Genomic DNA, 12,699 nt, shown 5'->3' with positions numbered 1-12,699 from the left:
CGACGATGCAGCGGTTTCATGACGCGCCCTTTCTGAGGAGGCCGCCAGGGAAGGCTGGAAGGCTCCAGCCCCAGACCAGGGCGCCGGCCCGGAGCGCGAACCCGATCGGCGCTGCGATCGCCGCAGCGGGCCAGTGATCGATGCCGAACTGTCGCGCCACGACATAGATGGTCGCCGCAACAAGGGCCGCCGAGATGATGATCTCTCGCCGCAGAAGGATTGACGGCTGCCCCGCCAGGATGTCGCGCACAATGCCGCCGAAGCAGGCTGTCAGCGCCCCCATGACGATGCAGATCAGGGGCGGCGCCCCGTACGCCTCGGCCTTGGCGGCGCCGAGCACCCCATAGGCGCCGAGCCCGAGCGCATCGAGCCACAGCAGGGCCCTGAATCGCCAGGCCCCCGCCCCGACCAGCCAGACCGCCAGGGCCGCGCAGAGGCAGACGGCGATATAGCGCCAGTCCTGCACCCAGAAGACCGGGGCATCGATGAGCAGGTCCCGCAGGGTCCCGCCCCCCACGCCGGTGATGGCGGCAAAAAAGGCGAAGGTGACAAGGTCGTGCTTCTCGCGCGCTGCGGCCAGCGCTCCCGTCGCGGCGAACACGGCCACGCCCGCGAAATCGAGCGCGCCCAGCACCGTCTCGGGGTCGGCGAGCACAGGGCTCAGAAGGGTGGGGTCTACGAGCGCGTTCACGGCTGTCTGCGTTCCCTGGCTCTCGGCTTGGCGGCCGCCGGGTTGAGGGGATGATCTAGCACGATCTCGCCCGTCTTCACCCCGACGTACCAGGCCCAGAGCAGATGAACCGCCACGCCCCGGTTCGGCCGCCACATCTCGGCCCGGGCATAGGCGGCCTTCGTATCGGGCCGATGCTCAAGCAGGTCGGCCCATTTGATCGCCTCCTGCAGCGCGATGTCGCCGCCCGGGAAGACATCCAGCCGTCCGTCACAGATCAGCAGATAGGCCTCAGCGGTCCACGGCCCGACGCCCTTCAGCGAGACGAGGGCCGCGATCGCCGCGTCGTCATCGAGCGTCGACAGATGCTCCAGATCGACCGTCCCATCCAGCTGGGCCCGCGCGATGCCCTGACCATAGGTCACCTTCTGACGGGACAGGCCCATGCCGCGCAGGCTGTCGAGGTCGTGGGCCAGCAGGGTCTCCGGCGTGATCTCCCCCAGCCCCGCCTGCAGCCGCGCCCAGACAGACGCCGCAGAAGCCAGCGAGACCTGCTGATCCACGATCATTCTGAACAGGCCGGGAAACCCCCGGTCCCCGACCCGCCACTCGAACGGCGGCGTCTGGGCATGGGCCCGGGCCAGAGCTGGGTCGATACAGACCAGGTCCTCGCGGGCGACGACCAATTGTTCGGGTGTCAGAGGCATTCCGGTCCAGTCGACAAACGGCGGGCCGGACCCTAGCGTCCGACCATGCTCAGTCTGGACGATCTCCTGGCCCCGATCACCCCCGAGGTGTTCCACGCGGACTATGACGACCGGAAACCGCTGCATATCCCGGCCGCGCCCGGCGCTGCCAAACAGACTCTGCTCGACTGGGACCGCTTCAACGCCCTGCTCGACCAGACCTCGATCTGGCGCTCCCAGAGCCTGAAGGTCCTCTACAATGGCCAGCGCGTCCCGCCGCCCCGGTACTGTCATGACGCCGCGACGGGTTCCGGGACCGCCAACCGCCCCTCCCCCGCCAAGGTCAAGGTCCTGCTGGGCCAGGGCGCCAGCCTCGTGCTCGACGAGGTTCAGGATCTGGTCCCGTCGATCCGCGCCCTGACCCCGGCGCTGGGCCGCGCCTTCGCCGGCCAGGTCAGCGCCAACCTCTACTGCTCCTTTGGCGGGGTGAAGGCGTTCGGGACCCACTTCGACCTGCACCACGTTTTCGCGGTCCAGTGCGAGGGCGAGAAGGTCTGGACCCTGTATTCCAACCGCGCAGACGCACCGACCACCTTCCCGATCGACAACGAGGAAACCCGCGCCTGGCTGGCGGCCCAGCGCGGCCCGGTCATGACCCAGGTGCACATGCGGCCCGGCGACGTCCTTTATCTTCCACGCGGCTGGTATCACGACGCCCTCGCGACTGATGGCGCGTCCCTGCACGTCACCTATTCGATCACTCCGGCGGACGGGCGCACCGTCTTCGACATCCTGAAGCGGCTGACACAGGACGAGGCCACCTTCCGCCACTTCCTGCGTCCTGCGGGATCCGAAATCCTGAAGGCCCAACTCGCCGACCTGGGCCGACGCCTGTCCGCCCTGGCCGTCAGCGACGTCTTCGCCGACGAGATCGCCATGGCCCAGGAACGGCTGATTCCGCGCGAACCCGGCTACGCCCTGCCTCATCGTCCGACACTGACCCTCTATGGTCGCGGCCAGGGCCCGGCGCCCGCCGTCGCCGGCCCCGCCGCCGGGGCGCTGGACTGGGCCCTGTCGCAGCCGCGTCTGGCCCTTGAGGACATGATCGCCCAGTTCGACTTCGTGCCCGAGGCGGACCTCCGCGCCATGATCGACGCGGCCGTCAGGACGGGCGCCCTGGTCCGCCTTTGACCTTCGTGACCCGCTTCGCGCCGTCGCCGACCGGCCTGCTCCATCGCGGCCACGCCTTCTCCGCCCTGACCGCCTGGACGGCGGCAAGGCGCGCGAAGGGTCGCTTCGTGCTGCGGATCGAGGACACCGACTTCACCCGCTGCCGCCCGGAGTATGAGGCCGCGATTGTCGACGACCTCGCCTGGCTGGGTCTCGATTGGGAGCCCCCCGTCCGTCGCCAGTCCGAACACCGCGCCGACTACGACGCCGCACTGGACCGCCTGCGGGACATGGGCGTCCTCTACCGCTGCTTCCGCACCCGAAAGGAACTCATGGCCCTGGCCGGGATGGCGCCTCATGCCGACGACCCGACCGACGCCCAGGCCTTCGCAGGCGGCCCACTGTCCCCGGACGAGGAAGCCGAAAAGCTTGCCTCCGGCCAACCCTTCGCCTGGCGTCTGTCGCTCGCAGCGGCGCGCGAAAGTCTCGGCGATTTCCAGCCACTGACCTGGGTCGAGGAGACGGAGAGCCCGGCCGTCAGGACCGCGCGGCCCGAGGGCCTCGGCGACATGGTGCTGGGGCGGAAGGACATCGGCGCGGGCTATGTCATCGCCTCGGTCGTCGACGATGCCTTGCAGGGCGTGACCCACGTCATCCGCGGCAAGGACCTGATCGAGACCACCTCGGTTCAGCGCCTGCTCCAGGCCCTGCTGGACCTGCCCACGCCGGTCTATCGACACCACCGGCTGCTGCTCGGCCCCGACGGCAAACGCTATGCCAAGCGCGACGGGGCGGTGACGCTGAAGGCGTTGCGTGAGGCGGGGATGACGGCGAAGGCGTTGCGGACCGACCTCGGCTTCTGACCCCTCTCCCTATGGGCGAGGGTAAGAGGTATGCGACACCATGCCTCCCTCCCCGTCCCGCCTGATCCCCCTGCTGGTCGTGCTGGCCTCCGCCAGCATCCTCGGCCTCGCTCCGATCCTGGTCCGCCTGACCGAGACCGGTCCGGCGGCCGCCGGCTTCTGGCGGCTCCTGTTCGCCCTGCCCCTGCTGCTCATCCTCGTCGGTCGTCTTGGCGCAGAAGGCGTCGGGCGGCCGTCGAAATGGATGCTGCTGGCCGGCCTGTTCTTCGCCTTGGACCTCAGCTTCTGGCACTACGGCATCGTCATGACCTCGGTCGCCAATGCGACGGTGCTGTGCAACCTGACGCCGGTCGTGGTCACCCTGGTGGGCTGGTTCCTGTTCAAGGAACGGCCGGCGCGGCTGTTCATCCTGGCCCTGGCCCTGGCCATGGGCGGAGCCTTCGCCATGGCCGCCGGGGCGGCGCCGGGTCAGGGGACCAACCCGGTGCTGGGCGACATCTTCTCCCTGTCCGTGGCCCTCTGGTACTCCGCCTATTTCCTGGCGGTAAAGCAGGCGCGCACCACGGCGGGCGCCCTGCGGGTCACCCTCTGGGTGACCCTGGCGGGGATCCCCGTCATGGCGGGGACGGCGCTGCTGCTGGGCGAGGACATGATCCCCGCCACCGCCGCCGGCTGGGCCGCCTGCGCCGGCATGGGCGTCATGCATGTGGCGGGACAGGGCGGCGTCGCCTGGGCCCTGGGCAAGCTACCGGCCTCCATCACCGCCGTGACCATCCTGATCCAGCCGATCGTGGCCGCCGCCCTCGGCTGGATGATCTTCGGCGAGACCCTCGCCCCGGTGCAGGCCCTGGGCGGCGCCCTCGTCCTGGCGGCGATCGTCCTGGCCCAGTGGTCGACCCGGGCGAAAACGAAAACGGGCGCGGCTCCCGAAGGAACCGCGCCCGCCTAGATCACGTCAGCGATCCCGATCCGGTTTGGATCAGAGAAGCTTCAGGTCCACGGCCGAGGTCTTGCCGCGCTGGGATTCCAGCTCGTACTGAACCTTGGCGTTCTCATCGAGGCCCGTCAGGCCAGCCTTCTGCACGGCGGTGATGTGAACGAACACATCGGCGCCGCCGCTTTCGGGCTGGATGAAGCCGAAGCCCTTCGTGGGGTTGAACCACTTGACCGTACCGGTCGCCATTGTTGCGTCTCCATAAACGCGCTTTTCCAGGCGGACGCCCTGTCGAGGGGGTCCGACAATCCATCTGGACAGCTCGTTCAGGCGAAGGAGCGAAACGCAGGTTTGGACCCCACGCGAAATCCGGATTGCGCGGATGTTTTCTCTCAGCCGCAAAGCCCGGTCAACCGGAAACGATTCGTGCGTCAGGCGGGCCTGTGCGGAAGGATTTTACGCGCACAGCCCTCGGGGCGCCCCATCAAGGTGAAGATGATCCTTGTGCGCATCATTATAGTCGGGGCTGAGCACCGTCGAAAACACCCGGCAGGCGCCTTCGCGGATGCGTCTCAATAGACCGGAACCTCCTGTTCCGTTTGGACCTTGTCCGTCCCAGTCGTTGAGAACCGACACCGTCCGACCGTCCGCAAGGGTCACCGAGGCGACGTCGAGCGCATTGGCCCTGGCGTGCTCGCTGGGCCGGTCCGAGACCTCGGTCGAGCCGTAGATCCGGCGGCAGGAATAGGTCCCGTAGTTGTTCACCGCGACGGCGCGGGAACCGTAGATCGCCTCCGCCGCCGGCTGCAGCACCTGCCGGTCCCAGATGACGTAGCGAACAGCCAGCGGGCATTGCATGGTCAGGCCGCCCGGCTTCAGCGGCGTCACCGCGCCGCCGGTGATGGTGATCGCGCCGCGCACCTGGCAGAAGCCGCCGTCGTCCCTGTCCTCGGCCCGCCGCACCTCGACCCCTGCGTCGCGCAGGGTCTGGATACAGGCCTCGGTCGCGCCCCGCACCTCCTCGGGCGACGCCGCAAACGGAACCTCGAAGTCCGCGACCTTGGCCTCCGTCGCCTGGCCGAGCGGATGGTTGAGATCCAGCGGCTTCCACGGCAGATCCTGCGGCGGGGCGAAGGCGTTCATCAGCGCGAAGGCCGCGCAGACGCCCAGCGCCAGCTCCCACATCAGGTTCCAGAAATCGGCGAAATCGCGCTTCATGCCCGATGACAATGGACGGACGGGCGAAAGGTAACAATCACGCGCGCGCGTTTCCCATGTCCCCATCTCGACGCGCGGGCGCAAACCGCTCAAACCTGCGGCCGAACACGGAGCGATCACGATGGCCAAGGCCAAGGACTACGACAAGACGCTGGAGGCCCTGCAGGTGGAGCTCGTCGACACCCAGCACTGGGCCATCGAACAGGGGCTGAAGGTGCTGGTCGTGTTCGAGGGCCGCGACACCGCCGGCAAGGACGGCGCCATAAAGCGGATCACCGAATACGCCTCGCCCCGCCAGACCCGCATCGTCGCCCTGCCCAAGCCGACCGAGCGAGAATCCACACAATGGTATTTCCAGCGCTATGTCTCCCATCTGCCGGCGGCAGGCGAAATGGTCCTGCTGAACCGGTCCTGGTACAATCGCGGCGGCGTCGAGCCGGTCATGGGCTTCTGCACCCCGGAGCAGCATGAGGCCTTCCTCGACGACGCGCCGCGTTTCGAGCGGCTGCTGACCGGATCGGGCGTCATCCTGATCAAGCTGTGGCTCGACATCTCGAAGGACGAACAGGCCAAACGCCTCGCCGAGCGGATGGAAGACCCGCTGAAAAAGTTCAAGGTCTCGTCCCTCGACGCGGAGGCCCAGATCCGCTGGGACGCCTATACCGCCGCCCGCGACCGCATGCTGGCCGAGACCCACCATCGCGACGCGCCCTGGACCATCGTCGCCACCGACGACAAGAAGACGGCCCGGCTGAACATCATCCGCCACATCCTGCATCGGCTGGGGCGGCCGGGCGCAAGGATCGGCCATGTCGACAAGGGCGTGATCCTCGACGCCAGCCGCGCGAAGGGCAGGCTGAACGCCTAGATGTGACGCCTTCATACAAGACGCCTGCCTGTGTCATCATCCACATCCGGGGCTCAGGCAGCGAGCGTCGGCCTTCCCGCGCAGGCGGGACGGCCGACGCCGGCGGCAGCCCCCTCAGAAGGAGAAGAACGATGTCCTACATCACCGGCTTCCTGACCCCCGTGAAGGCCGCGGACAGGGACCGCTACATCCGGTCCGCCGAGTTCAGCGCCCCCCTGTTCAAGGAGTTCGGCGCCCTCGAACACGTCGAGACCTGGGGTGTCGACGTCCCGGCCGGCAAGGTCACCGGCTTCGACCTGGCCGTGAAGCTGGAAGAGGGCGAGGTCGTCGTCTTCTCGTGGCTGAAGTGGCCCGACAAGGCGACCGCCGACGCCGCCTGGGCCAGAATGATGGAAGATCCCCGCTTCGCCGACATGGACATGCCCTTCGACGGCAAGCGCATGATGTGGGGCGGCTTCGAGGTCGTGTTCGAGGCCCTGTCGGGGAACATGCGGAATACTACGTAACCCCGGGTTCAGTCGGCCTTCATCGGCGGGTGTAATCTCTTTCCAGCGCGCCGCCGCGTTGACCAGTCTGGTCAGACGGTCGGCAGCGATGACGCATTGCCATCCAGGCAATGCTTCTGGAGGGGAAGGCTAACATGTTCGGTATTTCGAGCTCTTCTGACGCGGTCTTGAGGGCACTCGACAAGTCACTCGCCATTATCGAATTCGACCCGACGGGACAGATTCTCACGGCGAACCCGCATTTCTGCGACGCCATGGGCTACAGCCTTTCGGAGATCAAGGGACAGCATCACAGCCTGTTCGTGGATCCGGTCGATGTCCGGGCCCCCGAGTACAAGACCTTCTGGGCCAAGCTGGGCCGAGGAGACTTCGATGCCAGCGAATACCGGCGCCTGGGCAAGGGCGGCCGGGAGGTCTGGATCCAGGCTTCCTATAATCCGGTCAAGGATTCCCGCGGCAAGGTGGTCAAGGTCGTCAAGGTCGCGACCGACATCACCCAGGAGAAGCTGAAGAACGCCGAGTTCGAAGGCAAGCTGAACGCCATCTCGCGGGTTCAGGCCATGATCGAGTTCACGCCCACCGGCGAGATCATCACTGCGAATGAGAACTTCCTGGCCACGCTGGGCTATCGCCTCGATGAGATCCGCGGAAAACAGCACAGCCTGTTCGTCGAGCCCGCCTACGCGCGCTCGAGCGAGTATCAGGACTTCTGGCGCAAGCTTAATGGCGGCGAATTCGTCGCCGCCGAGTTCAAGCGGATTGGCAAGGCCGGCAACGAGGTCTGGATCCAGGCCTCCTACAATCCGATCTTCGACATGAACAACAAAGTGATGAAGGTGGTGAAGTTCGCCACCGACGTCACGGAGCGGGTTCGCGCGGTCAATGAAATCGGCGAGGGCCTGTCACAGTTGGCCGACAACAACCTCCAGTGCCGCCTGCCCAACGCCTTTGCACCAGAGTTCGAGACCGTTCGCAACGACTTCAACCGCTCGCTCGAGAGTCTGGAATCCGCCATGCAGGGCGTCACCCAGAGCGCCAGCGTCATCCAGTCGGGAACGGCCGAGATCTCGGCGGCGTCCGACGATCTGTCGCGGCGAACCGAACAGCAGGCGGCGAGTCTGGAGGAGACGGCTGCCGCGCTCGACCAGATCACCGCCACGGTCACACGCAGCGCCGAGGGGGCAAAGCAGGCCAGCGAAGCCGCGTCCGGCGCCAAGGCCGACGTAGTCACCTCCGGGCGGGTGATGGACGAGGCCGTCTCCGCCATGGGGGAGATCGAGCAGAGCTCTGGTCAGATCACCCAGATCATCGGCGTGATCGACGAGATCGCCTTCCAGACCAATCTGCTGGCCCTGAACGCCGGGGTCGAGGCCGCGCGCGCGGGTGATGCCGGCCGTGGCTTCGCCGTCGTCGCCCAGGAAGTCCGTGCCCTGGCCCAGCGGTCCGCCGAGGCGGCCAAGGAGATCAAGGCGTTGATCGCGTCGAGCTCCGACCAGGTCAAACGCGGCGTTAAACTGGTGGGCGACACCGGACAGGCGCTCAACGGCATCTCCGCCAAGGTGACGTCGATGCACACCCTGGTCTCCGAGATGGCCAAGGCCTCGCAGGAACAGTCGACGGCGCTCCTTCAGGTCAACAGCGCGATTAACCAGATGGACCAGGTGACGCAGCAGAACGCCGCCATGGTGGAAGAAGCGACCGCAGCCGCGACCAGCCTGTCGGGCGAAGCGGATCAAATGGCCACCCTGATGCGGCAGTTCCGGCTGGGAACGGGCTCGGTCGTCGTCGTCGCCGACCGCGGGCGGCCAACGGCCGGGGCTTCATCGGCGCGACCCATCAATCCGGTCGGACGGGCCCAGGCCAAGCTGGCGACAGCCATGAAGGGGGGCGGCGCCCAGCCGGTCGCCGACGAGTGGGAGGAATTCTAGGATGGACGATCACGTCCGCACCCCCGAATCCCGGCTGGAATTGATCTCGTTCGAGATCGCGGAACAGGAATTCTGCATCGATATCCGCAGCGTCCGGGAGATCCGGGGCTGGACCCCCGCGACCCCTGTTCCGCAGGCTCCCGACTATATCAGCGGCATGATCAATCTGCGGGGCGCCGTGATCCCCGTGGTCGATCTGCGCAGTCGCCTCGGGCTGGGGCGCACGGAGCCCTCATCCCGGCACGTCATTGTTGTCATCCACGATGAAACCCGTATCGCCGGCCTTCTGGTCGACGGGGTGCAGGAAACCTTCCAGGTCGACCCCGGCCTCATGCAGCCGCCGCCCAACGTGGATGCGCCGGAGGCCGAACGGTTTGTCGATGCCATCCTACCCCTGGACGGCCGCATGCTGAGCCGGCTCGTCGTCGGCTCCCTGCTTCCGCAGACGATGAAGGTGGCGGCCTGATCTGAACCCGGCCCCACCTCCAGGGAGGTGGCCGGACGCCCCTCCTCCCTGCGGGAGGAGGGGCGCGGGATCAGCTGTCCAGGAAGGTCCACAGCTTCCGTGACCGGCTCGGGTGCTTCAGCTTCCTCAGCGCCTTCGTCTCGATCTGGCGGATGCGTTCGCGGGTCACGCTGAACTTCCGGCCGCCCCATGGATGCCGCCGCCGTCTCGCGTGCCTTCAAGCGCAGCGGCAAGACGATCAAGCAGCGCGTCGTCCAGGCCCTCAACACCCTGGTCCGCTACGCAGAGATCACCCCCCTGCCCAACGGGCCCTTCGCCGCCAGGCGCGCGGCGTGATCGAATAACCCTCTCCCGCCGGGAGCGGGGTCCCCTCTACGATGTGAAGCCGGGCTCACCCCAGACGCACCCTCGGCCCCCGCGCCGCGGGCGCGTCATCCTCGGCCCGCACGGCCGGCTCTACCGGGCGCTCCCTGTTCCAGGGCCAGTCTTCCATGTCGGCCTCGGGCGAGTGGCGCAGGTGCTGGCGGACCATGGCGCCGTCCGGTTCGGGGATGTCCCCGGACAGCGGCTTCAGATTGCCGACCGCGTCCCAGTAATGGCCGGCCCAGCCGCCGTTCACCCCGGCGGCGAAGTCCGCCAGGGCGATCTCGGGCCCCAGGTGTATGGCCCGCCAGTGATAGGCCGCGTGGCCGAAACTGGAGGTGATGCCATGGCCGGTGTCGCCCAGCATGGCCTCGGCGTTCTTGACCGCCATCTCGAGCGACAGCGTCTCAAGCGCCCTGAAATCGAAGGCGTCGGGTTCAGGCTCCCCATCGTAAGGCGCCGCCGTGGCCTCCAGCGTCTGCGCCAGACCCTGAACGGCCTTGAGCAGGCTCAGCGCCTCCGCGCCCCGCCCGGCGGCGATCAGGGCGGCAGCGTGGCGGATGCCCGCCGCGCTCGCCTCGTCCGGGTCGATCTCGGCCAGACGGTTGCCCGGCGCGGATGCGATCGGGTCCACGCGCCCGGCCAGCCGGACCTCTTCGGCCGCCGCGTCCTCGTCCGCCTCCGCCAGGGCCGCCTTGCGGGTCCAGCCCTCCGCATGCGCCCGGTATCTGAGGTTGCCGTAGCCGACGTCGAACCGACGCGCGACCGAGGCCGCCGTCTCACCGGCCAGATAGGCTTCCCTGACCCTGGCCCACACCGCAGGGGACCGCTGCCTGATCACGCGTCGCTCTGTCATCCGCGCACCATGGACCGCCGCTACGCCAGAATCGGTCGGAACGGACTGGCGAGGTTGGTCGAACTGGCGTTCGCGATTGGTCAGTTTGGTCACGCGCGCCGGCGGAACGCTTTACCTGCGCAATACTTGTCCCTCTCCCACCGGGAGAGGGAAGAAAAAGGGCCGCCTCCTTACGGAAGCGGCCCTGATCCTTAAGCCTCAGCTGTCGAGGAAGCTCCGCAGCTTCCGTGACCGGCTCGGGTGCTTCAGCTTGCGCAGCGCCTTGGCCTCGATCTGGCGGATGCGTTCGCGGGTGACCGAGAATTGCTGGCCGACTTCTTCCAGCGTGTGGTCGGTGTTCATGCCGATGCCGAAACGCATGCGCAGGACCCGCTCCTCGCGCGGCGTCAGCGACGCCAGCACGCGGGTGGTGGTCTCGCGCAGGTTCGACTGGATGGCCGCGTCGATCGGCAGGATGGCGTTCTTGTCCTCGATGAAGTCGCCCAGGTGCGAGTCTTCCTCGTCGCCGATCGGGGTCTCGAGGCTGATCGGCTCCTTGGCGATCTTCAGGACCTTGCGGACCTTCTCCAGCGGCATGGCCAGTTTTTCGGCCAGCTCTTCCGGGGTCGGCTCGCGACCGATCTCGTGCAGCATCTGGCGGCTGGTGCGGACGATCTTGTTGATCGTCTCGATCATGTGGACCGGGATGCGGATGGTCCGCGCCTGGTCGGCGATCGAGCGCGTGATGGCCTGACGGATCCACCAGGTCGCATAGGTGCTGAACTTGTAGCCGCGGCGGTACTCGAACTTGTCGACCGCCTTCATCAGGCCGATGTTGCCTTCCTGAATGAGATCAAGGAATTGCAGGCCGCGGTTGGTGTATTTCTTGGCGATGGAGATGACCAGACGCAGGTTGGCCTCGACCATTTCCTTCTTGGCCTGACGGGCCTCGCGCTCGCCCTTCTGCACCGTCTGGACGATGCGGCGATAGTCGTCGATCGGCAGGCCGGCCTCGGTCGCCACGGCGGCGACATCGCCCCGGATGGTGGCGATCTGGGTCGACTGGTCGTCGCTGAACTTGGTCCAGCGAACGCCCATCGCCTTGACCGTTTCCGACCAGTTGGGGTCGAGTTCGCGGGTGAAATAGGCCTTGAGGAACTCGGGGCGCGAGATGCCGTAGCTGTCGGCCAGGCGGAGCAGCCGGCCTTCCAGACCGATCAGCCGCTTGTTGATCGCATAGAGCTGCTCGACCAGGGCCTCGATCCGGTTGTTGTTCAGCTTCAGCGTCTTCAGCCGGCCCGAGATCGCCGCCGACAATGTGTCATAGGCCTTGCGGTCCTTGACGCTGAGGTCCTCGCCCTTCAGCCGGGTGTCGACCAGCTTCTCCTGCAGTTTGCGGAAGGCGTCGAAGTCCGAGGCGATGGCGTCCAGGGTCTCCATGACGCCGTCGCGCAACTCCGCCTCCAGCGCCGAGATCGACATCCCGCCGCCGTCGTCGAAGTCTTCGTCCTCCTCGTCCTGCTCGGCCTTCTCGGCCTCGGCAGCGGCGTCCGAGCCCGGTTCCAGCTCGGGCTTGGGCGGGACCGGCTGGCCAGGGATCGGGGGCTGGGGCTGGTTGTGCGGCAGGGACGCGGGGTTGAGCACGCCATAGGTGGCGTCCAGGTCGATGACCTCACGCAGCAGGATGCGGTTGTTGGCCAGTTCGTCGCGCCAGACCATGATGGCCTCGAACGTCAGGGCGCTCTCGCACAGGCCCGAGATCATGGCGTCGCGCCCGGCCTCGATCCGCTTGGCGATGGCGATCTCGCCCTCGCGGCTCAGCAGCTCGACCGAGCCCATCTCGCGCAGATACATCCGTACGGGATCGTCGGTGCGGTCATAGGTCGGCTTGGCATCGCCTTCGGTGACCGAAGTCTCGGCGCGCTCGGCGACTTCGCCGCCCGTCGTCTCGGCGGCGTCTTCCTCCGCCTCGACAACATTGACGCCCATCTCGGACAGCATCGCGAGCGTATCTTCAATCGCGTCCGGCGTGACTTCTTCCGACGGCAGAACCTTGTTCAGCTCCTCCATCGTCACATAGCCACGCGCCTTGGCCTGCTTGATGAACTTCTTGACGCCAGCATCTGTGAGATCGAGCAAAGGCCCGTCGGTGGATGTGGACTCAGGCGGTTCCTGCGTATCAGTCATTCAGT

At 67.1% G+C, this 12,699-nt stretch carries 14 protein-coding genes and 1 pseudogene; 8 read left to right on the top strand and 7 right to left on the bottom strand.

Annotated features, from left to right (window positions below; all coding sequences use genetic code 11):
* Positions 1–16: 16 nt before the first annotated feature.
* Both ACP7AZ_RS04335 and ACP7AZ_RS04330 read right to left on the bottom strand, forming a co-directional pair.
* Positions 17–691 (bottom strand): trimeric intracellular cation channel family protein, encoded by a 675-nt coding sequence (locus ACP7AZ_RS04335; RefSeq protein ID WP_426036419.1) that lies wholly within the window; start codon positions 689–691, stop codon positions 17–19.
* The gene (locus tag ACP7AZ_RS04330) at positions 688–1,377 is read right to left on the bottom strand and encodes a DNA-3-methyladenine glycosylase family protein (RefSeq protein WP_426036417.1); all 690 of its coding nucleotides are present in this window, start codon (positions 1,375–1,377) and stop codon (positions 688–690) included. Before ACP7AZ_RS04330 ends, ACP7AZ_RS04335 begins: the two co-directional genes overlap by 4 nt.
* Positions 1,378–1,422: 45 nt before the next feature.
* On the opposite strand from ACP7AZ_RS04330, the gene ACP7AZ_RS04325 reads away from it, so the two are divergent.
* Genes ACP7AZ_RS04325 through ACP7AZ_RS04315 form a run of 3 tightly spaced genes read left to right on the top strand, consistent with a single transcriptional unit; the run spans position 1,423 to position 4,338 of the window.
* Positions 1,423–2,547, top strand: coding sequence for a JmjC domain-containing protein (locus ACP7AZ_RS04325; protein ID WP_426036415.1), 1,125 nt, complete (start codon positions 1,423–1,425; stop codon positions 2,545–2,547).
* Positions 2,544–3,389, top strand: a complete 846-nt coding sequence (gluQRS, locus tag ACP7AZ_RS04320) for a tRNA glutamyl-Q(34) synthetase GluQRS (protein ID WP_426036413.1) — start codon at positions 2,544–2,546, stop codon at positions 3,387–3,389. Before ACP7AZ_RS04325 ends, gluQRS begins: the two co-directional genes overlap by 4 nt.
* A gap of 40 nt (positions 3,390–3,429) precedes the next feature.
* Positions 3,430–4,338, top strand: coding sequence for a DMT family transporter (locus tag ACP7AZ_RS04315; protein ID WP_426036411.1), 909 nt, complete (start codon positions 3,430–3,432; stop codon positions 4,336–4,338).
* A gap of 30 nt (positions 4,339–4,368) precedes the next feature.
* On the opposite strand, the gene ACP7AZ_RS04310 is transcribed toward ACP7AZ_RS04315, so the two are convergent.
* A complete protein-coding gene (locus tag ACP7AZ_RS04310) occupies positions 4,369–4,572 on the bottom strand; it encodes a cold-shock protein (RefSeq protein ID WP_303695099.1) in 204 nt (67 codons plus the stop codon).
* A 207-nt stretch (positions 4,573–4,779) separates the two neighbouring features.
* Positions 4,780–5,541 carry an extensin family protein gene (locus tag ACP7AZ_RS04305; RefSeq protein WP_426036409.1) on the bottom strand — a complete coding sequence of 254 codons (762 nt, stop codon included), beginning with the start codon at positions 5,539–5,541 and terminating at the stop codon, positions 4,780–4,782.
* A 121-nt stretch (positions 5,542–5,662) separates the two neighbouring features.
* Here ACP7AZ_RS04305 and ppk2 point away from each other — a divergent pair, with 121 nt between their 5' ends.
* The 4 genes from ppk2 to ACP7AZ_RS04285 all read left to right on the top strand — a co-directional run bounded on the left by ppk2 (position 5,663) and on the right by ACP7AZ_RS04285 (position 9,309).
* On the top strand, positions 5,663–6,409 hold the full coding sequence (gene ppk2, locus ACP7AZ_RS04300) for a polyphosphate kinase 2 (protein ID WP_426036407.1): 747 nt from the start codon (positions 5,663–5,665) through the stop codon (positions 6,407–6,409).
* A gap of 131 nt (positions 6,410–6,540) precedes the next feature.
* Complete coding sequence (locus tag ACP7AZ_RS04295) at positions 6,541–6,915, top strand: DUF1428 domain-containing protein (protein WP_426036405.1); 375 nt, start codon at positions 6,541–6,543, stop codon at positions 6,913–6,915.
* A 134-nt stretch (positions 6,916–7,049) separates the two neighbouring features.
* Positions 7,050–8,843, top strand: coding sequence for a methyl-accepting chemotaxis protein (locus ACP7AZ_RS04290; protein WP_426036403.1), 1,794 nt, complete (start codon positions 7,050–7,052; stop codon positions 8,841–8,843).
* A 1-nt stretch (position 8,844) separates the two neighbouring features.
* Positions 8,845–9,309 (top strand): chemotaxis protein CheW, encoded by a 465-nt coding sequence (locus tag ACP7AZ_RS04285; RefSeq protein ID WP_426036401.1) that lies wholly within the window; start codon positions 8,845–8,847, stop codon positions 9,307–9,309.
* Positions 9,310–9,379: 70 nt separating this feature from the next.
* On the opposite strand, the pseudogene ACP7AZ_RS04280 reads toward ACP7AZ_RS04285, so the two are convergent.
* Positions 9,380–9,493 (bottom strand): annotated as a pseudogene (locus tag ACP7AZ_RS04280) (sigma factor-like helix-turn-helix DNA-binding protein); the annotation flags it as partial.
* Between the two features lie 5 nt (positions 9,494–9,498).
* On the opposite strand from ACP7AZ_RS04280, the gene ACP7AZ_RS04275 reads away from it, so the two are divergent.
* A complete protein-coding gene (locus ACP7AZ_RS04275) occupies positions 9,499–9,645 on the top strand; it encodes a hypothetical protein (protein ID WP_426036399.1) in 147 nt (48 codons plus the stop codon).
* Between the two features lie 55 nt (positions 9,646–9,700).
* Here the strand turns inward: ACP7AZ_RS04275 and ACP7AZ_RS04270 are convergent, their stop codons facing one another.
* Positions 9,701–10,513 carry a hypothetical protein gene (locus ACP7AZ_RS04270; protein ID WP_426036397.1) on the bottom strand — a complete coding sequence of 271 codons (813 nt, stop codon included), beginning with the start codon at positions 10,511–10,513 and terminating at the stop codon, positions 9,701–9,703.
* Positions 10,514–10,726: 213 nt separating this feature from the next.
* Positions 10,727–12,694, bottom strand: coding sequence for an RNA polymerase sigma factor RpoD (gene rpoD / locus ACP7AZ_RS04265; RefSeq protein ID WP_426036396.1), 1,968 nt, complete (start codon positions 12,692–12,694; stop codon positions 10,727–10,729).
* Positions 12,695–12,699: the final 5 nt, after the last annotated feature.

Origin of the sequence: Brevundimonas sp. DC300-4 (genome assembly GCF_049897365.1) — a bacterium.
GTDB lineage: Bacteria > Pseudomonadota > Alphaproteobacteria > Caulobacterales > Caulobacteraceae > Brevundimonas.
Note: the sequence above shows the minus strand (reverse complement) of the source record. Positions and strands in the feature narration are given on the sequence as shown.

Bases quoted from the DNA above. Each gene is read 5' to 3' on its own strand.
- ACP7AZ_RS04330 (WP_426036417.1), bottom strand. From the start codon at position 1,377: ATGCCTCTGACACCCGAACAATTGGTCGTCGCCCGCGAGGACCTGGTC.
- ACP7AZ_RS04325 (WP_426036415.1), top strand. From the start codon at position 1,423: ATGCTCAGTCTGGACGATCTCCTGGCCCCGATCACCCCCGAGGTGTTC.
- ACP7AZ_RS04315 (WP_426036411.1), top strand. From the start codon at position 3,430: ATGCCTCCCTCCCCGTCCCGCCTGATCCCCCTGCTGGTCGTGCTGGCC.
- ACP7AZ_RS04310 (WP_303695099.1), bottom strand. From the start codon at position 4,572: ATGGCGACCGGTACGGTCAAGTGGTTCAACCCCACGAAGGGCTTCGGC.
- ACP7AZ_RS04305 (WP_426036409.1), bottom strand. From the start codon at position 5,541: ATGAAGCGCGATTTCGCCGATTTCTGGAACCTGATGTGGGAGCTGGCG.
- ppk2 (WP_426036407.1), top strand. From the start codon at position 5,663: ATGGCCAAGGCCAAGGACTACGACAAGACGCTGGAGGCCCTGCAGGTG.
- ACP7AZ_RS04295 (WP_426036405.1), top strand. From the start codon at position 6,541: ATGTCCTACATCACCGGCTTCCTGACCCCCGTGAAGGCCGCGGACAGG.
- ACP7AZ_RS04290 (WP_426036403.1), top strand. From the start codon at position 7,050: ATGTTCGGTATTTCGAGCTCTTCTGACGCGGTCTTGAGGGCACTCGAC.
- ACP7AZ_RS04285 (WP_426036401.1), top strand. From the start codon at position 8,845: ATGGACGATCACGTCCGCACCCCCGAATCCCGGCTGGAATTGATCTCG.
- ACP7AZ_RS04275 (WP_426036399.1), top strand. From the start codon at position 9,499: ATGGATGCCGCCGCCGTCTCGCGTGCCTTCAAGCGCAGCGGCAAGACG.
- rpoD (WP_426036396.1), bottom strand. From the start codon at position 12,694: ATGACTGATACGCAGGAACCGCCTGAGTCCACATCCACCGACGGGCCT.